Annotated in this window: 21 protein-coding genes; 17 read left to right on the top strand and 4 right to left on the bottom strand. The window is 35.4% G+C overall.

What is annotated here, in order from left to right; translation table 11 throughout:
• Positions 1 to 13 precede the first annotated feature (13 nt).
• The 16 genes from rpoC (at position 14) to H3T56_RS09980 (ending at position 19,331) form a co-directional block, all read left to right on the top strand.
• Positions 14 to 4,234, top strand: a complete 4,221-nt coding sequence (gene rpoC / locus H3T56_RS10055; protein ID WP_110453795.1) for a DNA-directed RNA polymerase subunit beta' — start codon at positions 14 to 16, stop codon at positions 4,232 to 4,234.
• A gap of 83 nt (positions 4,235 to 4,317) precedes the next feature.
• On the top strand, positions 4,318 to 4,629 hold the full coding sequence (locus tag H3T56_RS10050) for an antibiotic biosynthesis monooxygenase (RefSeq protein WP_065651685.1): 312 nt from the start codon (positions 4,318 to 4,320) through the stop codon (positions 4,627 to 4,629).
• 356 nt (positions 4,630 to 4,985) lie between these two features.
• Complete coding sequence (locus H3T56_RS10045; RefSeq protein ID WP_065578358.1) at positions 4,986 to 5,585, top strand: LemA family protein; 600 nt, start codon at positions 4,986 to 4,988, stop codon at positions 5,583 to 5,585.
• 5 nt (positions 5,586 to 5,590) lie between these two features.
• The gene (locus tag H3T56_RS10040; RefSeq protein WP_198192880.1) at positions 5,591 to 6,508 is read left to right on the top strand and encodes a YgcG family protein; all 918 of its coding nucleotides are present in this window, start codon (positions 5,591 to 5,593) and stop codon (positions 6,506 to 6,508) included.
• A 357-nt stretch (positions 6,509 to 6,865) separates the two neighbouring features.
• A complete protein-coding gene (locus tag H3T56_RS10035; protein WP_198192876.1) occupies positions 6,866 to 7,324 on the top strand; it encodes a hypothetical protein in 459 nt (152 codons plus the stop codon).
• 297 nt (positions 7,325 to 7,621) lie between these two features.
• A complete protein-coding gene (yceD, locus tag H3T56_RS10030) occupies positions 7,622 to 8,131 on the top strand; it encodes a 23S rRNA accumulation protein YceD (protein ID WP_065578348.1) in 510 nt (169 codons plus the stop codon).
• Positions 8,132 to 8,135: 4 nt separating this feature from the next.
• Entirely contained in the window at positions 8,136 to 8,303 is a 168-nt protein-coding gene (gene rpmF / locus H3T56_RS10025; RefSeq protein WP_025316508.1) for a 50S ribosomal protein L32, read from the top strand.
• Positions 8,304 to 8,336: 33 nt separating this feature from the next.
• Positions 8,337 to 9,383, top strand: coding sequence for a phosphate acyltransferase PlsX (gene plsX / locus H3T56_RS10020; protein ID WP_081300049.1), 1,047 nt, complete (start codon positions 8,337 to 8,339; stop codon positions 9,381 to 9,383).
• A gap of 4 nt (positions 9,384 to 9,387) precedes the next feature.
• Complete coding sequence (locus tag H3T56_RS10015; protein ID WP_086360912.1) at positions 9,388 to 10,341, top strand: beta-ketoacyl-ACP synthase III; 954 nt, start codon at positions 9,388 to 9,390, stop codon at positions 10,339 to 10,341.
• A 35-nt stretch (positions 10,342 to 10,376) separates the two neighbouring features.
• Positions 10,377 to 11,312: an ACP S-malonyltransferase gene (gene fabD, locus H3T56_RS10010; protein WP_198192875.1), complete on the top strand. Its 936-nt coding sequence runs from the start codon at positions 10,377 to 10,379 to the stop codon at positions 11,310 to 11,312.
• A gap of 18 nt (positions 11,313 to 11,330) precedes the next feature.
• On the top strand, positions 11,331 to 12,065 hold the full coding sequence (gene fabG, locus H3T56_RS10005) for a 3-oxoacyl-ACP reductase FabG (protein ID WP_086365136.1): 735 nt from the start codon (positions 11,331 to 11,333) through the stop codon (positions 12,063 to 12,065).
• Positions 12,066 to 12,215: 150 nt separating this feature from the next.
• Positions 12,216 to 12,449 carry an acyl carrier protein gene (gene acpP, locus H3T56_RS10000; protein ID WP_025316503.1) on the top strand — a complete coding sequence of 78 codons (234 nt, stop codon included), beginning with the start codon at positions 12,216 to 12,218 and terminating at the stop codon, positions 12,447 to 12,449.
• Positions 12,450 to 12,603: 154 nt separating this feature from the next.
• Positions 12,604 to 13,848, top strand: coding sequence for a beta-ketoacyl-ACP synthase II (fabF, locus tag H3T56_RS09995; protein ID WP_198192874.1), 1,245 nt, complete (start codon positions 12,604 to 12,606; stop codon positions 13,846 to 13,848).
• A 415-nt stretch (positions 13,849 to 14,263) separates the two neighbouring features.
• Positions 14,264 to 17,743 (top strand): DNA polymerase III subunit alpha, encoded by a 3,480-nt coding sequence (gene dnaE / locus H3T56_RS09990; protein ID WP_198192873.1) that lies wholly within the window; start codon positions 14,264 to 14,266, stop codon positions 17,741 to 17,743.
• Positions 17,744 to 17,982: 239 nt separating this feature from the next.
• Positions 17,983 to 18,942, top strand: a complete 960-nt coding sequence (gene accA / locus H3T56_RS09985; protein WP_086365137.1) for an acetyl-CoA carboxylase carboxyl transferase subunit alpha — start codon at positions 17,983 to 17,985, stop codon at positions 18,940 to 18,942.
• A 20-nt stretch (positions 18,943 to 18,962) separates the two neighbouring features.
• Entirely contained in the window at positions 18,963 to 19,331 is a 369-nt protein-coding gene (locus H3T56_RS09980; RefSeq protein ID WP_086320906.1) for a diacylglycerol kinase, read from the top strand.
• Positions 19,332 to 19,414: 83 nt separating this feature from the next.
• On the opposite strand, the gene H3T56_RS09975 is transcribed toward H3T56_RS09980, so the two are convergent.
• The 4 genes from H3T56_RS09975 to metK all read right to left on the bottom strand — a co-directional run bounded on the left by H3T56_RS09975 (position 19,415) and on the right by metK (position 22,521).
• The gene (locus H3T56_RS09975) at positions 19,415 to 20,257 is read right to left on the bottom strand and encodes a 23S rRNA (adenine(2030)-N(6))-methyltransferase RlmJ (protein ID WP_198192872.1); all 843 of its coding nucleotides are present in this window, start codon (positions 20,255 to 20,257) and stop codon (positions 19,415 to 19,417) included.
• The gene (locus H3T56_RS09970; RefSeq protein WP_198192871.1) at positions 20,251 to 20,625 is read right to left on the bottom strand and encodes a hypothetical protein; all 375 of its coding nucleotides are present in this window, start codon (positions 20,623 to 20,625) and stop codon (positions 20,251 to 20,253) included. The genes H3T56_RS09975 and H3T56_RS09970 overlap by 7 nt, the downstream gene beginning before the upstream one ends.
• A gap of 257 nt (positions 20,626 to 20,882) precedes the next feature.
• Complete coding sequence (locus H3T56_RS09965) at positions 20,883 to 21,386, bottom strand: SprT family zinc-dependent metalloprotease (RefSeq protein WP_198192869.1); 504 nt, start codon at positions 21,384 to 21,386, stop codon at positions 20,883 to 20,885.
• Positions 21,370 to 22,521 (bottom strand): methionine adenosyltransferase, encoded by a 1,152-nt coding sequence (metK, locus tag H3T56_RS09960; protein WP_198192867.1) that lies wholly within the window; start codon positions 22,519 to 22,521, stop codon positions 21,370 to 21,372. Before metK ends, H3T56_RS09965 begins: the two co-directional genes overlap by 17 nt.
• A 210-nt stretch (positions 22,522 to 22,731) precedes the next feature.
• Here metK and murI point away from each other — a divergent pair, with 210 nt between their 5' ends.
• Entirely contained in the window at positions 22,732 to 23,559 is an 828-nt protein-coding gene (murI, locus tag H3T56_RS09955; RefSeq protein WP_198192865.1) for a glutamate racemase, read from the top strand.
• Positions 23,560 to 23,672: the final 113 nt, after the last annotated feature.

Raw genomic sequence — 23,672 nt, 5'->3', positions numbered from 1 at the left:
ATAGGAGTCAATTGTGAAAGACTTACTAAAGTTTCTAAAAGCACAAACAAAAACTGAAGATTTTGATGCTATCAAGATTGGCCTTGCCTCTCCTGATATGATTCGTTCATGGTCTTTTGGTGAAGTTAAAAAACCTGAAACAATTAACTATCGTACGTTTAAACCTGAACGTGATGGATTGTTTTGTGCGCGTATTTTCGGGCCAGTTAAAGATTATGAATGTTTGTGTGGAAAATATAAACGTTTAAAACACCGTGGTGTTATTTGTGAAAAATGTGGTGTAGAAGTCACACAAGCTAAAGTACGTCGTGAACGTATGGGCCACATTGAACTTGCATCACCAACTGCACATATTTGGTTTTTAAAATCATTACCATCACGTATTGGTTTATTACTTGATATGCCACTTCGTGATATTGAACGAGTGCTTTATTTTGAATCATTTATGGTTCTTGATGGTGGCATGACTAATTTAGAACGTGGGCAAATCTTAACTGAAGAACAGTATTTAGATGCGTTAGAAGAGTTCGGTGATGAGTTTGATGCACGTATGGGTGCAGAAGCTATTCAAGAATTATTACGTAATATTGATGTTCAATCTGAATGTGAAGTATTACGTGATGAACTATCAACTACTAATTCTGAAACAAAACGTAAAAAGTTAACTAAAAGAATTAAGATCATTGAAGCATTTATTCAATCAGAAAATAAACCTGAATGGATGATCTTAAATGTGTTACCTGTGTTGCCACCTGATTTACGACCATTAGTACCACTTGATGGCGGTCGTTTTGCAACATCAGACTTAAATGATTTATATCGTCGTGTAATCAACCGAAATAATCGTTTAAAACGTTTATTAGATTTAGCTGCACCAGATATTATTGTACGTAACGAAAAACGTATGTTACAAGAATCTGTAGACGCATTGTTAGATAATGGTCGTCGTGGTCGTGCAATCACTGGTTCAAATAAACGTCCACTAAAATCACTTGCCGATATGATTAAAGGTAAGCAAGGTCGTTTCCGTCAAAACCTATTAGGTAAACGTGTAGACTATTCAGGCCGTTCAGTAATTACTGTAGGTCCATACTTACGTTTACATCAATGTGGTTTACCGAAGAAAATGGCGCTTGAATTATTTAAACCATTTATCTACGGTAAATTAGAACGTCGTGGTTATGCAACAACCATTAAAGCAGCGAAGAAAATGGTTGAGCGTGAAGATGCAGTTGTTTGGGATATCTTAGATGAAGTTATTCGTGAACATCCGGTATTATTAAACCGTGCGCCAACACTTCACCGATTAGGTATTCAAGCATTTGAACCGATTCTTATTGAAGGTAAAGCTATTCAGTTACACCCATTAGTTTGTGCGGCATTCAATGCTGACTTCGATGGTGACCAAATGGCGGTGCACGTTCCATTAACGTTAGAAGCGCAATTAGAAGCACGTGCGTTAATGATGTCAACCAACAATATTCTTTCACCTGCAAGTGGTGAGCCTATCATCGTTCCATCTCAGGACGTGGTTTTAGGGCTTTACTACATGACTCGTGATAAAGTCAATGCTAAAGGTGAAGGCATGGTATTAACCGGCCCTAAAGAAGCAGAAAAACTGTATCGTTTAGGTCTAGTTGAATTACATGCTAAAGTTAAAGTACGTATAACTGAAAGCCATCGTAACAGTATTGGTGAATGGGAAGATACAACTTCTGTAATTGATACTACTGTTGGTCGTGCTATCTTATGGTTAATTATGCCTAAAGGCATGAGTTTCTCAGTTATCAATCAGCCGCTTGGTAAAAAAGCGATTTCACGAATTTTAAATATTTGTTATCGCCAATTAGGCATGAAAGAAACTGTTATTTTAGCTGACCAGGTTATGTATACCGGCTTTGCTTATGCAGCTCGTTCTGGTGTATCGGTTGGTATTGATGATATGGAAATTCCTGCTAAGAAATTACAAATTATCAATGAAGCTGAAATCGAAGTTGCAGAAATTCAAGAACAGTTCCAATCAGGTTTAGTAACTGCAGGTGAACGTTATAACAAAGTTATTGATATTTGGGCAGCAGCTAATGAGCGTGTTGCTAAAGCGATGATGGATAACTTATCAACTGAAAAAGTTATTAACCGTGAAGGTAAAGAAGAAGTTCAATCTTCATTTAACAGCATCTATATGATGGCCGACTCTGGTGCTCGTGGTTCTGCAGCTCAGATTCGTCAGTTAGCTGGTATGCGTGGTTTGATGGCAAAACCAGATGGTTCGATCATCGAAACGCCAATCACCGCAAACTTCCGTGAAGGATTAAACGTACTTCAATACTTTATCTCGACCCATGGTGCGCGTAAAGGTCTTGCTGATACCGCATTGAAAACAGCGAACTCAGGTTACTTAACTCGTCGTTTAGTTGATGTGGCTCAAGATTTAGTTGTTATTGAAGATGACTGTGGCACGTTAGAAGGTGTGGTAATGACACCTGTGATTGAAGGTGGTGATGTTAAAGAACCATTACGTGAACGTGTATTAGGTCGTGTAACAGCTGAAGACGTATTAAAACCAGGTAGTGCGGATATTTTAATCCCTCGCAATACATTACTTGATGAAAGTTATTGTGATCTACTTGAACAAGAATCTGTAGATAGCGTTAAAGTTCGTTCAGTAGTTTCGTGTGATACTGATTTTGGTGTTTGTGCGAAATGTTATGGACGTGACTTAGCTCGTGGTCACTTAGTGAACAAAGGTGAAGCAATCGGTGTTATCGCTGCTCAATCAATCGGTGAGCCAGGTACACAGTTAACCATGCGTACGTTCCATATCGGTGGTGCGGCATCGCGAGCAGCAGCAGAATCTAGTGTTCAAGTTAAAAACAAAGGTAGTATTAAACTAACTAATGCTAAATTTGTAACTAACCCAGATCAGAAACTAGTTATTACTTCACGTAATGCTGAATTAACTATTATTGATGAATTAGGTCGAATGAAAGAAACTTATAAAGTTCCTTATGGCTCGATTTTAACTAAAGGTAATGGTGCGGCGGTTGATGCTGGTGAAACGATAGCAAACTGGGATCCACATACAATGCCAGTTATTTCGGAAGCCAAAGGTTTTGTTCGTTTTGTTGATATGATCGATGGTCAAACTATTACTCGTCAAACTGATGAGTTAACAGGTTTATCCTCTATCGTGATCTTAGATGTAGCAGAACGTACTGGTGTTGGTAAAGATCTACGTCCAGCGATTAAAATTGTTGATGCTAAAGGTAATGATATCTTTGTGGCAGGTACAGAAATGCTTGCGCAGTACTTCTTACCAGGTAAAGCATTAGTACAATTAGAAGATGGTGCGGAAATTAATGTTGGTGATACACTTGCACGTATTCCACAAGCATCTGTAGGTACTAAAGATATCACCGGTGGTTTACCACGAGTTGCTGATTTATTTGAAGCTCGTAAACCTAAAGAGCCGGCAATTCTTGCTGAAATTGATGGTATTATCTCATTCGGTAAAGAAACTAAAGGTAAACGTCGCTTAATTATTACTCCACTAGATGGTAGTGAACCATATGAAGAGATGATTCCAAAATGGCGTCAACTTAACGTATTCGAAGGCGAACAAGTTGGCCGTGGTGATGTGATTTCTGATGGTCCTGAATCAGCACATGATATTTTACGTCTACGAGGTGTTAATGCAGTAACTCGTTACATTGTGAATGAAGTTCAAGAAGTTTATCGTTTACAAGGTGTAAAAATTAACGATAAACATATTGAAGTTATTGTTCGTCAAATGTTACGTAAAGCAACTGTTATTCATCCTGGTGGTTCTCGTTTACTTGATGGTGAACAACTTGAAGTTTCACGCTTGAAGATTATTAATCGTGAGCTTGAAGCACAAGGTAAAGAACCAATTGTTTACTTGCATGATTTGCTTGGTATTACTAAAGCATCACTTACTACTGAGTCATTTATTTCTGCGGCATCGTTCCAAGAAACGACTCGCGTATTAACTGAAGCAGCAGTTGCAGGTAAAAATGATGAACTTCGTGGCCTGAAAGAAAACGTTATTGTTGGTCGCTTAATTCCAGCTGGTACTGGTTATGCATATCATAAAGAACGTTTGCGTAAACGCGCAATGCCATCTGATGATGTAATTCAACCAACAACTGTTTCAGCTGAGGAAGCTACAGCTAACTTAGCGGAATTATTGAATTCAGCAGAAGAAAATCAATAGATTTTAGATAAATCGACTAAAGTAGCACGTGTTATCACGTGCTATTTTTTTGTCGAGTGTATGGTATATGAAAGGAGTATTAGATGTATATTGTCATGAATCGGTTTAAAATTAAGTTAGGTAGTGAAGACTCTTTTATTGAAATCTGGCGTAATCGTGATAGCCATTTAAAAGAGATGAAAGGTTTTAATCGTTTTTATTTCCTTAAAGGTAAAACTTATGAAGATTACACATTGTTTTCATCATATGCTGAATGGGAATCAAAACAAGATTTTGAAAATTGGGTTAATTCTGCTCATTTCAAACATACTCACCGTAATACCGATAGCCGCCCAAATAACGCAGATATCTATTTTGAACCTGCTCAACTTGAATGTTTTGAAGTCATTATCTAAGTAATTTTTAAACTAAAAAATCAAATTTTAAAATAAGCATTGTGAGCAATACCAATAAAAAATTACCGATGATAATTCTTCGCAAATTGCATAAAAAAAGATATAATCAAATAAAGTTACATGGGCATTATTAAAGAACTCGATCAGTCCATGTAAATTAAATCTACTATCTTAAAGTCTCTTCTTTGTATTTTATAGTTCATAATTATTTTTATAAAAAGTTGTAAAAATATATTCCTTAATTAAGCATTATAAGTTTGTTTAGTAAAAAAATTTTTAGGCTACTGGTTAGTATTTTCTAATTATCATTGCTTTTTTAAGCTATTTGAAAGTTTAACTATTTACAGGGGCTCGTCATGAAATCCAAATTACTATTGCTTATTCTTATTTTAATTATTGTTGGTGGATTTTTCTTTTTTAAAGACTATAACAGTATTCAAACTCAAGACGAAAAAGTAGCGGCTTCTTGGTCAGAAGTTGTTAATCAGTATAAACGTCGAGCAGATTTAGTTCCGAATCTAGTCAATACAGTAAAAGGATATGCAACTCATGAAAAAGACGTTTTTACTCAGGTAACAGATGCAAGAGCGAAAGTGGGGTCTATCCAAATTAATGCAGATCAACTTAGCGATCCTGCTTTATTCTCAAAATTCCAACAAGCCCAATCAGAATTAAGTTCCGCATTAAGTCGCTTAATTGCTGTTAGTGAAAATTACCCAGAACTTAAAGCAAACACACTTTATCAAGATTTAATGAGCCAACTTGAAGGTACTGAAAATCGGATAACGGTTGCTAGAGGTCGATATATAGAAACAGTACAATCATTTAATACTTATATTCGTCAATTACCAACTAAATGGATTGCAAATATTATAGGGGTACAACCAAAACAACAATTTACTGTTGAAAACGAACAACAAATTTCTAATCCACCAGCAGTCAATTTTGGACAATAAGCATAATGAAAAAATATTATCTGCTCTTTTGTTTACTGTTTTTTAGTGCGATAAGTTATGCATTAACTGAGATTCCTACATTTGATCGCCGTGTTATTGATACGTCAGATACTTTAGAACCATCACAAATAGATGATTTGGAATCAAGCTTGATTGCTTTTGAAAAGACGCGAACTGATGGTGCACAGATCGCGGTATTAATGATCTCCAAACTCGATAATGAAACGGTTGAACAGTATGCTGATCGGGTGTTTATACAGTGGAAAATAGGTAAAAAAGAGCAAGATAATGGTATTTTATTATTAATTGTTAAAGATGATAAGTTGATGCGAATTGAAGTTGGTTATGGTTTTGAAGGCATCATTACGGATTTAATTGCTAGTCATATCATTCGTGAACAATTAGCGCCACAATTTAGACAAAATAACTATTATCAAGGTATACATGATGCGCTTTCAGTTTTAATTAATAAGTTGAATGATCCTCAGCAGGTACCGGCGACTAATAGTGATCCAGATCTCAAAACGGTACTTGCTGGTGATTTTGGTGCCAATTTATTTAATTATGGATTAGCATCCTTTTTTATTTGTTTCACTATTGCTAGCTTATTTTCGATTACTTCCACTAAACGTAGTGCTAGCCGAAGTTTAGGTACTGGTTTACTAAATGGTATATCAGTTGGTGGTTTTACTTTGTTCAATGGTTATTCATTACATATTGTCTTACCTCTAATATTTTTAGCATTTGTTGCCAGTGCGATTTTAAGTGGAATTTTAACCATGAGTGGTGGTAGCGGGCGTGGTGGTCGAGGCGGCGGTTTCGGAGGGGGTAATGGTGGTGGATTTGGCGGAGGTTCATTCGGCGGATTTGGTGGCGGAGGCGGTGGTCGTAGTGGCGGTGGTGGTGCATCTGGCAGCTGGTAAATTTTCTTAGAAAGCACCAAAAGAAATTGGCAATTTACTTTTTTAACAATAATACTACCTAGGTTTATAGCCTCAATAACAAAAATAACTATCTTTGCTTGAAAAAATTTTGAGGAAAGGGGTTTTTTATATCAAAAAAATTTATTAATGATACTTTTAAGCAATAGTTTGTTTAAATTTAAAATCAATTTAGTTAATCTTCAATCATATCCTACATAATAATCCTTGTTTACAACAGCTTTCAGCTAGCCTGACAATAAATTTCCTTTTGCAATAGGAAAAAGTCTCTCTCCACATTGATAATTATTTCCTTTAGGCTAAGTCATCTTAAAAAGAAAAAAGAAAATTAGAATGACTATGCCACAAATACAATTCCGTATGATCGAAGATGATTTAGATCCCGAAGTTGTGACTGCGCAAACGATAGAAATCATTAATCGTTGGTTAACGGATCATCAAATAACCCAAAATAATGTGCAAAAAGCGATGTTGTTATCACATGTTAAAGCAATGGTTGAAAGAGCAAAAACGCTAGAAAAACTACCTGAGGTTGATCCTTCTCTATTTGATGAGCTCTCAGAGCAGTCCTTAGTGCTAGCACGTAAAACTGTACAATTATTCAATAGGTTATCAAATAAAATTGCGCATGTTATTTTCTTATTAGCAATTAGCAAAGATGAATATGAAGATGCGATGCGAATTTATAACTTAGTCGTCAATTTTGTTAAAGAGAGATCAACTAAACGGTTGTTAAATAGTCGTAATTTCGATGATTTTCAAGCTATTGTAAAAGATAGTTTTGGGCGTTTATCGTAATAAACTTGAGTTAATTTGCAATTAAGAAAGGGATTCAACTAAGTGAGTAACACAAGTTATTTTGCGATTAAATAAATAATAATTGTGAGCGCTAAAAAACCCTGTTCCTCAAAATTTTTTGTTAAGAAATAAGTAAAATAATAATTATAAATATTTAAGAAATAATCAACAATTAAAACAAATTATCATGTGCTTGCCCATTGACGAAATGGTGATTTAAAGGTATTATGCGCGCCTTATGGCTTTGTGTGGTTTTTAGCTGCACTTAATAATTTTTAAGGTAGGCATGCATATCTTATGCAAAATAAATTACCATTAACAATTGACCCAATCAAAGCAGCACAAAAAAGACTTGATTATGTTGGATATTATCCAGCTCAAAGTGCAACAAGGATTGAAAGTCCAAAAAGTGATATCGAATGTCATTTGTCTTTTGATTTTGATGAGCAAAGACTTTGCGTTATCACCATTGATGCAAAAATGACGCTAGAACAAATTTGCCAGCGTTGTTTTAAACCTTTTATCACTGAAGTTCATGTGATGAATAAATTTAGTCCTGTTAAGAGCGATGCTCAAGCAGAGAAATTACCGGAACATTATGAGCCCGTTTTAGTTAACGAGTTTGGTGAAGTAGATATATTAGCGTTAATTGAAGACGAAATTATTCTCTCATTACCAATTGCGCCGGTGCATGATAGTAAACACTGCGAAGTGTCAGAGGCAGATATGGTGTTTGGTGAAATTCCTGCTGAGAATGAAAAACCAAATCCATTTGCAATTTTAGTTAGTTTAAAGAATAAGGGGTAAATCCATGGCTGTTCAACAGAATCGTAAAACTCGTGCAAAACGTGGTATGCGTCGTTCTCATGATGCATTAACTGTTGCTAATATCTCAGTTGATGAATCAGGTAAAACTCATTTACGTCATCACGTAACCGCTGATGGTTATTATCGCGGCCGAAAAGTAATTTCTAAATAATTAATTAGTAATTAGAAATCTTCAGGTGACATTTTGGATAATCTAACCATTGCGTTAGATGCTATGAGCGGGGACTTTGGTCCTCGTATTGTTGTTCCTGCTGCAATTCAAGCATTACATCATTATCCAAATCTTTCTATCTTCCTTGTTGGTGACATAAAGGAAGTTAGATTTTTTTTGTCTAAAGAAAATGCCAAGCTAGTTACCCAGTACCAAGAAACAGGTCGCTTGATGGTGACAGAATCAACATCTATCATTACTAACGATATGAAACCTTCTTATGCAATTAGGCATAGCCAAGGTTCGTCAATGAGAATTGCATTAGAATTAGTAAAAAATAATAAAGCTCAAGCTTGTGTTAGCGCTGGTAATACTGGTGCGCTGATGGGGTTATCTAAGTTGTTGTTGCATTCTTTAACAGGCATTGATCGACCAGCATTAGTTGCCACCATTCCTGCGTTAAATAATCAAAATACTGTGGTACTTGATTTGGGGGCAAATGCTGAATGTGATAGTGATATGCTGGTTCAATTTGCTATAATGGGTGAAATACTAGCAAAATCGGTTCTTCATATTGAAAATCCTCGAGTTGCTTTGCTTAATATTGGTGAAGAAGACATTAAAGGATTGGATAAAATTCGTGCTGCTGCATCTGTTTTGAAGGCTAATCATCAAATTAATTATATCGGTTATTTAGAAGGTAATGAGCTATTAACTGGTAAAACCGATGTATTAGTTTGTGACGGCTTTGTTGGTAATGTGACTTTGAAAACGGTAGAAGGGTTAATTAAAATTTTTCTATCTTCGTTCAAAATGCTTTTAGGACACAACTCATTAGTTATGAAATTTTTGAGTAAATGGCTGCAAAGAAAAATAGTAAAAAATTTTGGCTATTTAGACCCTGGGCGATATAATGGCGCTTGTTTACTTGGTCTTCAAAGTATTGTGATTAAAAGTCACGGTAGTGCCAATCAAAAATCATTTTTTGCAGCAATTGAGCAAGCTATTTTAGCTATCGAAACCAATATACCAGAGAAGATTGCCAATAGCCTTTCTTCTGCACTACCCAAGAGCGAATAATTCGATGTATACAAAAATATTAGGAACAGGAAGTTATCTTCCAAAACAAATAAGAACCAATACCGATCTTGAAAAAATGGTGGATACTAGCGACGAATGGATAACTACTCGTACAGGTATTAAAGAAAGACGGATAGCTGCACCTGATGAAACTGTTACTAGTATGGCCTATGAAGCCGCGATTAAAGCTATTGAAATGGCGGATATTGATAAACAAGAAATTGGTTTAATTATTGTTGCAACAGCAACATCAGCTAATGCTTTTCCTAGTTCAGCTACAGAATTACAAGCTAAATTAGATCTCGGTGATGTGGTTGCCTTTGATGTGTCGGCAGCTTGTTCTGGATTTATTTATGCATTAGATATTGCTGATAAATATGTAAAAAGTGGTGTAATAAAATATGCCTTAGTTGTTGGTTCTGATATGTTAACCCGCGGTGTTGATCCAAATGATCGCGGTACAATTATCATTTTCGGTGATGGTGCTGGAGCGGTTGTGGTTGGTGCTTCTGAAGATCCTGGTCTTATTGCCTCTCATTTACATGCCGACGGCCGATATGGCGAATTATTAAAATACCCATATGTTGATCGCCGTTCTCTTAATGACCCTGTCTATATGACAATGCAAGGTAATGACGTATTCAAAATTGCAGTCAAAGAACTTTCTAATCTAGTTGATGAACTTTTAACCGAAAATGCCTTTAATAAATCTGATTTAGATTGGTTAGTGCCACATCAAGCTAATTTACGGATTATTTCAGCAACGGCTAAACGCCTTGATATGGATATGAGTAAAGTTATTGTGACGCTTGATAAACAAGGCAATACTTCTGCCGCATCTGTGCCTTGTGCTTTAGATACCGGGGTACGAGATGGCCGTATTAAGCGAGGGCAGTTAATTTTATTAGAAGCTTTCGGTGGCGGCTTTGTTTGGGGCTCAGCACTCGTTAGATTTTAATTTTATAAATTATTTAGGTAATCAAGGATTTCAAAATGACCAAATTTGCAATGGTATTTCCAGGACAAGGCTCACAAGCTGTTGGTATGTTAAAAGATCTTGCTGAAAATTATTCAGTTGTGAAATCAACTTTCGATGAAGCATCACAAGTATTAGGTTATGATTTATGGACTTTAGTGCAAGAGGGTCCAGCTGATGAACTCAATAAAACTTGGCAAACACAACCGGCATTACTTGCTGCATCGGTTGCGATTTACCGAGTTTGGCAAAGTATTAATGGCCCTCAACCAGAATTTATGGCTGGTCACAGTTTGGGTGAATATTCAGCATTAGTATGTGCTGGTGTGATAGATTTTAAAGACGCTATTAAATTAGTAGAGTTACGTGGTAAATTAATGCAAGAGGCAGTGCCAAGTGGTACTGGTGCAATGTTTGCTATTATTGGTTTAGATAACGATTCAATTCGAAAAGCATGTGAACAAGCTTCACAAGGTCAAGTTGTCGCGCCAGTTAATTTTAATTCACCAGGCCAAGTTGTTATTGCTGGTAATAAAGAAGCGGTTGAACGTGCTGGTGCGCTTTGTAAAGAAGCCGGAGCTAAACGTGCTTTACCATTGGCGGTAAGTGTTCCTTCACATTGTGCATTAATGAAACCAGCCGCTGATAAACTAGCGACAACTTTAAATAACATGACGTTTAATGCACCTCAATTTGCTGTGATTAATAACGTTGATGTTAAAGTTGAATCATCTGCAGAAAATATTAAAGCGGCATTAATAGCCCAGTTATATAGCCCAGTTCGTTGGACTGAAACGGTTGAAGAAATGGCAAAACAAGGTGTAACACTATTAGTTGAGATGGGCCCAGGTAAAGTTTTAACTGGCTTAACTAAACGAATTGTTGATTCATTATCAGCTTGTGCTGTTAATGATAAAGCGTCATTAGATGTTGCAATTGAAAATACTAAATAGAATACAAAAGGGGTAGTTATGAACCTATCAGGAAAAATTGCTTTAGTAACTGGTGCAAGCCGTGGAATTGGAAAGGCCATTGCGGAAAAATTAGTTGCATGTGGTGCAACAGTGATTGGTACTGCAACGACAGAAAAAGGCGCACAGGCCATAAGTGAATATTTAGGCTCTAGCGGAAAAGGTTTAGCACTAAATGTAACTGACGAAGCATCTATCGAATCAGTTATTAATGCAATTAAAACGGAATTTGGCGATATTGATATTTTAGTTAATAACGCAGGTATTACCCGTGATAATCTATTAATGCGAATGAAAGAAGACGAATGGCAAGATATTTTAAATACTAACTTAACATCAGTTTTTCGTTTATCAAAAGCATTAATGCGTACTATGATGAAAAAACGTTATGGCCGAATTATTACTATAGGTTCAGTTGTAGGAACTATGGGTAACGCTGGTCAGGCTAATTATTCTGCAGCAAAAGCAGGATTAATTGGATTTAGTAAATCTTTAGCACGTGAAGTTGCATCTCGTGGAATTACTGTTAACGTGGTAGCGCCAGGATTTATTGCAACTGATATGACTGAAGCACTAACGGATGAGCAAAAAGCTTTAACATTAGCGCAAGTACCAGCAGGACGTTTAGGTGAACCGGCTGAGATTGCTAATGCGGTGGCATTTTTGGCTTCTGATGACGCATCTTACATCACAGGTGAAACTTTACATGTCAATGGTGGCATGTATATGGTGTAATTGATCAGAATAGTGTAAAATAAACCAATAATTTGATGTTTTGAACAAAAAATAAGCAATTGGGTTGAAAAATGATTGGCATCTTTTTCAACATTTTATAAACTTACATTCACCGCCACTTTCGGCGATATTTATAGGAAAAAAAAGAGTATGAGCACTATTGAAGAGCGAGTTAAGAAAATTATTGTTGAGCAACTTGGTGTGAAAGAGGACGAAGTTAAGAATGAATCTTCTTTCGTTGAAGATCTTGGCGCTGACTCTCTTGACACAGTTGAATTAGTTATGGCTTTAGAAGAAGAATTTGATACAGAAATTCCTGATGAAGAAGCTGAAAAAATTACAACTGTACAATCAGCAATTGATTATATTACTGCAAATCAATAAGGTTAGCAGAGTTTTCACAATAGGCGGTCAAATGATCGCCTAGTTTTTATTTATGTCTCTATTTTATAGAGTTAATTTGACGTAAAATTCTGAAAACTCATAATAAAATTTTCAATGATTCAAATTTTATTTCAATCCTTTTCTGGAGGACAATGTGTCTAAACGCAGAGTTGTTGTTACTGGAATGGGCATGATATCTCCATTAGGTAATACAGTTGAGTCTACTTGGCAAGCATTATTAGCAGGTCAAAGTGGCGTAGAACTTATAGAACACTTTGATACAGCCCCTTTTGCAACGCGCTTCGCCGCAATGGTTAAAGACTTTAATGGCGAAGATTATAATATTTCACGTAAAGATGCTCGTAAAATGGATTATTTTATCCAATATGGTATTGTTGCAGGTATGCAAGCAATGCAAGATGCTGGCATTGAAGTTACTGAAGAAAACGCAGAACGCATCGGTTGTGCTATCGGTTCAGGTATTGGTGGACTAGGATTAATTGAAGAAAATCATAGTGCATTAGTCAATGGTGGACCGCGTAAAATTAGCCCATTTTTTGTGCCATCAACAATAGTCAATATGATTGCTGGTCATTTATCAATTATCTACGGATTAAAGGGGCCAAGTATTACTATTGCTACCGCTTGTTCATCGGGCGTGCATAATATTGGTCATGCTGCACGTATGATTGCTTATGGTGATGCCGATGCAATGTTAGCTGGTGGCGGTGAAAAAGCTAGTACCCCATTGGGTATTGGTGGTTTTGGTGCTGCTCGTGCATTATCAACTAACAATGATAATCCTAAAGCTGCAAGTCGCCCGTGGGATAAAGATCGTGATGGTTTTGTGCTTGGTGATGGTGCAGGTATCATGTTCTTAGAAGAATATGAACATGCTAAAAAACGTGGCGCTAAAATTTATGCTGAGATCGTTGGTTTTGGTATGAGTGGCGATGCTTATCATATGACTTCACCTCCAGAAAATGGTAGTGGCGCAGCATTAGCTATGAAATGTGCTATTCGAGATGCAGGTATAACAGCGGAACAAGTTGGATATATTAATGCACATGGTACGTCAACTCCAGCTGGCGATAAAGCTGAAACGCAAGCGGTTAAAAGTATTTTCCAAGAAAACGCTAATAAAGTAATGGTCAGTTCAACCAAATCAATGATTGGGCATTTATTAGGTGCTGCTGGTGCTGTTGAATCTATCTTTACGGTGCTTGCGTTACGTGATCAAGCTGTTCCACCGACAATTAATCTTGATAACCCTGATGAAGGTTGTGATCTGGATTATGTTCCACATACTGCTCGTCAAGTGAAAAACTTAGAATATGCGCTTTGTAATTCATTTGGTTTTGGTGGTACTAACGGTTCAGTTTTATTTAAAAAGATCTAATCTTTTTTTCCCATCACAATTTAGTGATGGGAATCACACCTTTTATTGTTTCTCCCATAAACGATAAGTTTTCCTCAGCGATAATCGTAGTTATACCTATGGATAAATTTTGATATTAATTTGTATTATCTAAAAATCTTTATTTAGTTAGTATCAGTTCAAAAAGTTCATATCTGTGTCAAAGAAGCTAACCAACTGTTAATACTAACTAATTTAATATTAATATTTAGGTATATCACTAAAAATAGCAAAATATCGTGATGGATAAAGCGATTAACTATTAAAAATTTTTAATATAAATAACGAATTTTATTTGTCCGTTATGGGATTTTCCGATAAATAAAGACAATAAGAATATTCATATGGTTTATGCTATAATTGAGGCTAATTTTCGGAGTAATTATTTTTGGTAAATATGACTGAACCTAAGTTTATTCATCTTCACTTACATAGCGATTTTTCAATGATTGATGGCATTGCTAAAGTAGGTGCTTTAGTTAATGAAGTCAGCAAGTTGCAAATGCCTGCTTTTGCTATTACTGATTTTACCAATCTGTGTGGACTGGTGAAGTTTTATGGTTCAGCAATGGGTAAGGGCATCAAACCGATTATTGGTGCCGATTTAGCTGTTAAAAATTCACAATTAAGTGATGAGGTTTATCGGTTAACATTATTAGCTGCAAATAATGAAGGCTACCAAAATCTTACTTTATTAATTTCTAAAGCTTACCAGCGTGGCTATATTGGAGATTTACCAGTTGTTGATCAAGAATGGTTAACATTGCATCGCAATGGTTTAATCATATTAGCTGGTCGTGAAAGTGATATTGGTATTGGTATTATTCGTGATAATCAGGCGATTATTGATGATGCAATTAACTTTTATCAAGAAAATTTTAATCAACACTTTTATTTTGAATTGGTTCGCACAAATCGCCTTAATGAAGAATTATTTATTCATAGTGCTATTAAGCTAGCTGAACAACATGCCTTACCTGTTGTGGCGACTAATGATGTACGATTTTTGAAATCTTCGGATTTTGAAGCACATGAAATTCGCGTCGCTATTCATGATGGTAATACACTTGAAGATCCTAATAGACCGAAAAATTATTCAGCTGAACAATATTTGCGTACTGAACAAGAGATGTGCGATTTATTTTCAGATATTCCAGAGGCATTAGAAAATAGTGTAGAAATAGCTAAGCGATGCAATGTTACTATAAGGCTTGGTGAATATTTCCTACCACAATTTCCTACTGGTGATATGTCGACGGAAGATTTTTTGGTACATAAATCTCGAGAAGGTTTAGAAGAGAGATTAGAATTTCTTTTTCCTGATCCCGAAGAACGAAAACAAAAACGTCCAGAATATGATGAACGATTAGAAACAGAATTAAACGTAATAAATCAGATGGGTTTCCCGGGTTACTTTTTGATCGTAATGGAATTTATTCAATGGTCAAAAGATAATGATATTCCTGTTGGACCAGGACGCGGATCAGGAGCGGGTTCTTTAGTTGCTTATGCTTTAAAGATCACTGATTTAGACCCATTAGCATTTGATCTACTTTTTGAACGTTTTTTGAATCCAGAACGGGTTTCAATGCCGGATTTTGATGTCGACTTTTGTATGGAAAAGCGTGATATGGTTATTGATCACGTTGCTGATATGTATGGTCGAGATGCTGTATCGCAAATTATTACCTTTGGTACTATGGCTGCAAAAGCGGTTATCCGTGATGTAGGGCGAGTACTTGGCCATCCTTATGGATTTGTCGATCGTATCTCAAAATTAATTCCTCTTGATCCTGGTATGACCTTAGCTAAGGCATTTGAAGCTGAACCACAACTACAAGAGCTTTATGATAATAACGAAGAAGTTAAGTCTCTTATTGATATCGCAAGACAGTTGGAAGGTGTTACTCGAAATGCAGGTAAACATGCTGGAGGTGTTGTAATATCTCCAACTAAGATTACTGATTTTTCTCCTATTTATTGTGATCCTGAGGGCCACCATCCAGTAACGCAATTTGATAAAAATGATGTTGAATATGCTGGACTAGTTAAATTTGACTTCTTAGGATTACGTACCTTAACCATTATTGACTGGGCGATTAAAATGATTAATGAGCGCCAGTTAAAGGATGGTAAGGCCGCAGTTGATATTACTCGTATTCCATTAGATGATGAAGAATCTTTCCAATTATTATTAAAAGCTGAAACTACCGCGGTCTTCCAATTGGAATCGCGTGGTATGAAAGATTTGATCAGGCGGTTAAAGCCAGACTGCTTTGAAGATATGATCGCTTTAGTTGCTTTATTTCGACCGGGGCCGTTACAGTCAGGGATGGTAGATAATTTTATTGACCGTAAGCATGGACGAGAAGAAGTATCATATCCAGATATCAATCATCAACACGAATCTCTTAAACCAATATTAGAACCAACCTATGGCATAATTTTATATCAAGAACAAGTTATGCAAATTGCCCAAACACTATCTGGTTATACGCTAGGTGGTGCAGACTTGTTACGACGAGCGATGGGTAAGAAAAAACCAGAAGAGATGGCTAAACAACGTTCTGTTTTTAAAGAAGGTGCGGAAAAGCAAGGCATTGATGGTGAGCTTTCAATGCATATTTTTGATCTGGTTGAAAAATTTGCTGGCTATGGTTTTAATAAATCTCACTCCGCAGCTTATGCACTGGTTTCATATCAAACATTATGGTTAAAAACTCATTATCCGGCTGAATTTATGGCTGCTGTAATGACAGCTGATATGGACAATACAGATAAAATTGTTGGTTTAGTTGACGAATGTCTAAGAATGGGGTTGCAAGTTAATCCTCCAGATATTAACAGTGGTCTTTACCATTTTCATGTGAATGATAAAGGTGAAATTGTTTATGGCATTGGTGCCATAAAAGGGGTAGGTGAAGGGCCGATTGAAGCAATTGTAGAGGCGCGTAATAGCGGTGGTTATTTTAAAAATATCTTTGAGCTTTGTGCTCGAACTGATATGAAAAGAATTAATCGTCGGGTGTTAGAAAAATTAACTATGGCTGGTGCTTTCGATAAATTAGGACCACATAGAGCGGCTATTTTACATAGTATTAATGATGCCATGCAAGCGGCAGATCAATATGCTAAAGCACAGAATATTGGTCAAGAAGATATGTTCGGAGTCCTTGCTGAAGAGCCAGAACAAGTTGAACATGCATATGCTGCTGTACCTGAATTACCAGCACAAGTTTTACTTGATGGTGAACGTGAAGCATTAGGACTTTATTTAACCGGCCATCCGGTTACCCAATATTTAAAAGAACTCAATCGATATTCAGGGGGCCTTCGTATTAGCGAGGCAGCACCTACTGGATGGGGCAAAATGGCTACTTTTGCCGGTATTGTTGTTGATGCCAGAGTTCGAATTACCAAAAAAGGTAATAAAATTGGATTATTTACTTTAGATGATAGGTCAGGACGAATTGATGGCATGCTTTTTTCTGAAGCATTAGATAAATTTGGTCATTTACTGGTAAAAGATAAAATTCTAATTGTTTCAGGGCAAGTAAGTCATGATGATTTCAATGGTGGGTTTAAATTATCTGTTCGTGATATTGTTGACTTAAAAGATGCTCGGGCTAAATATGTTAAAGGGTTAGCTGTTACATTAACTGATATTGAAGTTAATCGGACAATCCTACAACGACTACAGCAAATTATAGAACCTTATCGACACGGTAGTGTGCCAATTAATTTATATTATCAAAGAGAAGACTCTATCGTACGCCTACAATTTGGTACCACTTGGCGTATAGTACCTGAAGATGCACTAATAATAGAACTAAAAACCTTACTAGGTAATGAGCGTGTGAATTTTGAATTTGATTAATTAAGTTATATTAATCGAATAAGTAATAAAAATTTGGGCTATTTAGAAATAAAGATTTAAATAAATATTAAAGGTGCTATTTAACCTGTTTAAGTCTATTAATAATAAATATTGATGACTTCAATGACAATTACATAGTAGAATTGGTTTAATTTTATTTTAATAAATAGTCAGTATACTAAATTTAGTAACGTATTTTTAATAAAATACAAATAATACAAGAGGCAATCACAAGCGTTATGAACAATTTTTTGGAATTTGAAAAGCCGATAGCGGAATTAGAAGCAAAAATTAATTCCTTAAAGAATATTGATTCGCAACAAGTTGAATTAGATATTAATTTAGATAAAGAAATTAAGCAATTAAATCAGAAAAGTCGTGAATTGACTAAAAAAATATTTTCTAATCTATCGCCTTGGGATGTGGCTCAATTAGCTAGGCACCCTAATCGCCCTTACACATTAGACTATATCAATGAAATTTTTACTGATTTTGATGAGTTGGCTGGTGATAGAGCCTATGCTGATGATAAGGCAATTGTTGGTGGCATAGCGCGTATAGATGATCGCCCAGTTATGGTGATTGGCCACCAAAAAGGTCGTGAAACTAAACAGAAAATCTATCGTAACTTTGGTATGCCTGCTCCAGAAGGTTACCGTAAAGCATTGAGATTAATGCAAATGGCTGAGCGATTTAAGTTACCAATTATTACATTTATTGATACTCCAGGAGCCTATCCTGGAATTGGTGCAGAGGAAAGAGGACAAGCTGAAGCAATTGCCCGTAACCTACGTGAGATGTCACGATTAAATGTACCAACAATTTGTACTGTCATTGGTGAGGGTGGATCGGGTGGCGCACTTGCAATTGGTGTCGCAGATAAAGTTAATATGCTACAGTATAGTACTTACTCAGTTATTTCTCCGGAAGGATGTGCATCAATTTTATGGAAAAGTGCTGATAAAGCGCCAGTAGCAGCAGAAGCAATGAATATGACTGCTGACAAATTGATAAAATTGAATCTGATCGATTCTATCGTACCAGAACCTCTTGGTGGCGCTCATCGTGACTATACTGCTATTGCTACTTCACTTAAAGCACAATTATTAGCTGATCTGGATGAATTAGAAGGTTTAGCATTATCAGAACTGCTTGAAAGAAGATTCCAACGTCTTATGAACTACGGTTATGTACGATAATTTAGGGATCGAATATAAATATGAATAAACCGACCGGATTGCAACGCATTATTAATGCGACAAAATATTCTTTGAAGGGATTTAAGTCTGCAATAAAATATGAAGTCGCATTTCGTCAAGAATTAATTATATTAATTCTAGCTTATATAACAGTAATGTTAATCGATTTTTCTATTTATGAACGCATTTTATTATTGGGTTCAATTGGCGTTGTGATGATTGTTGAATTACTTAATAGTGCTATTGAATGTGTGGTTGATCGTATTGGTAGTGAAAGGCATGAATTGTCAGGGCGGGCAAAAGATTATGGTTCTGCAGCAGTTTTTCTTTCCCTGTTACTAACTATAATTTTATGGATTTATTTGTTTGCTTGTCATTTCTTTCCTTGATTTTTATTATTTAATTGTTGTTTAAATATTATTTATTAAAAATGCGAGAGGTTCTCGCATTTTTGGTTTATAACTATTAGAAATTATTCTGGAACTAATTCTTTAATAAGATAATTCCCCATTTTTTCTGTATCAAGGGTGTTTTTCAACCACGGCATAATGGTTTGCATTTGTTCGTGTAACTTCCATGGCGGATTAATAACTATCATACCCGAAGCGGTCATACCTTTTTGGTTATTATCTGGTTTGATTGCAAATTCAAATTGAGAAATTTTCTTAATACCTAAGTTAACAATTTCATCTATCATCTTTTGCGTTTGAGTTCGAGAAACAACCGGATACCAAATTAAATAAATGCCAGTTGCGAAACGTTTATATGCTTCCAATAATGCTTTAGGGATTTTTTGATAGTCATCTTTTATTTCATATGAAGGATCAATCAAAACAATGCCACGTCGAGACTCTGGGGGTAATTTTGATTTTAATTGAGCAAACCCATCTTCTCTTAATACTTTAGCTCGCTTATCTTTACTGAATTCTTGTCGCAATAATGGGTAATCTGTAGGATGAAGTTCAGTAAGACTGATCTTGTCTTGTTCTCTTAGTAATTGTTTAGCAATTAAAGGGGATCCTAAATAATATTTCAACTTATCGAACGGGTTATAACGTTTTAAAACCGATAAATAAGTATTAAGCAATTCAGGTGTTTCGGATTGTTGCCAAATTAAATTGATACCAGATAAATATTCCCCTGTTTTTTCAGAATGTTCACTTTGTAGTAAATAACGACCAGCTCCAGAATGAGTATCTAAGTACAAAAATGGTTTTTCTTTTTCTTTTAATGAGTTAATACATAATGTTAATACAATATGTTTTAATACATCGGCATGATTGCCTGCGTGATAGCTATGACGATAGCTTAACATGACTTATTTAACCTCTTTTGTTCATTTTTTTGCATATAAAATGTTGTTAATGCAAGGCTTAAAAGACAAGGTATCTCCATCAACTCTTCAATAAGATCTTTGCGATGAGGATCTAAAACTAACCATTGGTAACCTAAACGACGGTGTTCAGCCATGTCGGCAATACCTAAAAAAAGAAAGGCAAAAAACAGATGCCAGACAGGAATTGTGTCATATTTATATCGACGAGCTATTTCTCGGCGAATGGTTGGTAAAAATATAGTTAATATGGGTATTGCCATGATAATGCTAGCAATGATTTTGTAATAAAAACGTGGCACGTCAGGGAAAAAATCTCGCCCCCAACTGATTCCTCGACCAAATAGCATAAACCACCAAAATATTGTCCAAATCCAAAATTTGTAGAGATCCGCATGATTTTTGAAATTTTTAGCATAATAGTATGTGTAACAACACATAAATAATAAGAACAGAGATTGGAAGTGTTCAACTAAGCTAACTGTTAATTTTCCATATAATGGAATGTAAAAGTTACCAAAGATGTAAAGACAAAGGCTTAAAATTACAATGAAAATCGAGCTTTTGTAAAAATGAGTATCAAAATTAGGCATGATTTATTTCAAAATTAAATACAATTTTTAAGTTTGAGTATAGTACCGCATTTACGACATTGATAACTAGTTTTATTATTTATAATTTTGTTATGCCGTATTGGTGATAAATGATGCTCTTGGCAGTCACAAAAATATATATATCCATTGCGTTTAATTTTGAAATTATGGGTCACTTTTGGTTCTTTTTTCATTATTTTAGACATGACATATTGCCATTCTTTGCCATGCGGTTTTACTTTACCAAAATATTGAAAAGTAATGAGATGAGCTAATTCATGAGGCACAACTTCATTAATAAAATCTTCCTTATTCTCATAGAGCATTGTGTTATTAAGTTGTATTTCCCAATGGGTTAATAATGCGCAGCCTGCAACACTACCTTTAGGTTTGTAACTGATTTTAGGCTCTTTATAATTGGTTTTTAATATTTGATTGGCTTGAATTAAGTGGGTTCTTAAACAAGCCAATACTTGATTATGTAGATAAATTGGTATGTGTTTATAATCCTGCTGCATCGCGAAGAATAGCTGCCTTATCGGTTTTTTCCCAAGGGAAGATATCTCGACCAAAATGGCCATAGCTGGCGGTTTTTTGATAAATTGGCTGGATAAGATCAAGCATTTGAATTAGTCCATAAGGACGTAAATCAAAAAATTCTTTTATTAATGATATAATTTTGTCATGAGCAATTTTTTCAGTACCAAAAGTATTAACATAAATAGAAGTTGGATGAGCAACACCGATAGCGTAAGAAATTTGTAATTCACATTTATCAGCAAGTCCTGCGGCTACAATATTTTTGGCAACATATCTTGCTGCATAAGCTGCTGAGCGGTCTACTTTTGAAGGATCTTTGCCAGAAAATGCACCACCACCATGACGTGCGGCACCGCCATAGGTATCAACAATAATTTTTCGACCAGTTAAACCACAATCTCCCATAGGACCACCAATAACAAAGCGTCCAGTAGGGTTGATAAAATATTTTGTTCTTGAAGTTAACCATTCGTTTGGTAACGTTGGTTTAATGATCTCTTCCATAACCGCTTCATGCAACTCTTTTTGTTCAATGCCTTCTGAATGTTGGGTCGATAAAACTACAGTATCGACTCCTTGGATTTTTCCATCTTGGTAAATCAATGTGACTTGGCTTTTGGCATCAGGCCTTAACCATGGGAGAGTACCATTTTTTCTTACTTCAGCTTGACGATGCATAAGATCATGAGCATAACTAATTGCCGCTGGCATTAAATTAGGCATTTCATTCGTTGCATAACCAAACATAATACCTTGGTCACCAGCACCTTGCTCCAGTGGATTTTGACGATCAACACCTTGATTAATATCCGGCGATTGCTTACCAATTGCATTGAGAACTGCACAAGAGTTGGCATCAAAGCCCATTTCTGAACTAGTATAACCAATATCATTAATGGTTTTTCTGGTTAATTCTTCAATATCAACCCATGCAGAAGTTGTAATTTCTCCACCAACTAATGCCATACCGGTTTTTATGTAAGTTTCGCAAGCAACTCGTGCTTTAGGATCTTGTTCTAAAATAGCATCTAATACTGCATCAGATATTTGATCGGCTATTTTATCTGGATGACCTTCTGATACAGATTCTGAAGTAAATAGAAATTCTGACATGTTTTACCTTCTTTAACTTATTTAGTGCAATTCTCTAAATATAAAATAACAATGAAAGTTGCTTGTGTTTAGCAGTTTTACCATCTAGACGTCCATTTTAATGATTTATTCTAAAAAAAGCCAGTACTACCACAAACAAAATTACTTGCATAAAATTTTAATCAATTTAGGATATGGCTCGTTTATTTTTTTAACCTTCATTAACTATATATGAATATTGTAAAACAATCTCCCACAGTATTAGTTTTTGATTCGGGTATCGGTGGATTATCAATTTATAATGAAATCTATAATAAAATGCCGAATCTACATTATATTTATGCTTTTGATAATGAAGGATTTCCCTATGGTGATAAATCATCTGAATATTTAATTACTAGAGTGAATCATATCATTGCTACCATTTTACAATCATACTCTATTGATTTAGCTGTGATTGCATGTAATACCGCTAGCACTATCTGTTTACCAAGTTTACGGACAAACTTTCCTTTTCCAATTGTCGGTGTTGTACCTGCAATTAAGCCTGCCAGCAAAGTTACTAAAAATAAATGTATAGGGTTATTAGCAACCAAAGCAACAATACAAAGAGCATATACCAGTAATTTAATTCAGGAGTTTGCTCCAGATTGTGATGTTAAATTGCTTGGTTTATCTGAATTAGCCCATATAGCAGAAAATAAATTACAAGGTATTGCTGTTGATATGCAGCAACTGGAGAAGTTATTGCAGCCATGGCTAAATTTATCTACTGTCCCCGATACTATTGTACTTGGCTGTACTCATTATCCGTTTATTAAAGATGAGTTAAGAATACTTTTTCCTAATACAACTTTTATCGATTCAGGATATGCAATTGCATCAAGAGTTAATACATTACTTAATGATCAGTATGATCTAAATAGCTTAAATAAACTATCTACTTTAGATAATATTGTGATAAGTACATTGCATAATCAGCAAGTTGAAAAATTAACTAAAAAATTTACTGAATATAATCTTAATAAATATCATTGTATTAGCGTTAATGCTGATTAAAGCTTATTCGAACAAATAAATAATTGCAATTTTTCACTTGCCAAAAAAAATGAAGTGCCTATAATGCGCATCCACTGACACGGCGTCAGCGACAAGCAGACAAAGGTCGTGTT

The sequence above is a fragment of the Gilliamella sp. W8123 genome, from assembly GCF_016101085.1.
Classification (GTDB): domain Bacteria; phylum Pseudomonadota; class Gammaproteobacteria; order Enterobacterales; family Orbaceae; genus Gilliamella; species Gilliamella apis.
The sequence above is the reverse complement of the archived record's forward strand: the minus strand, read 5'-3'. Positions and strand labels throughout refer to the sequence as shown.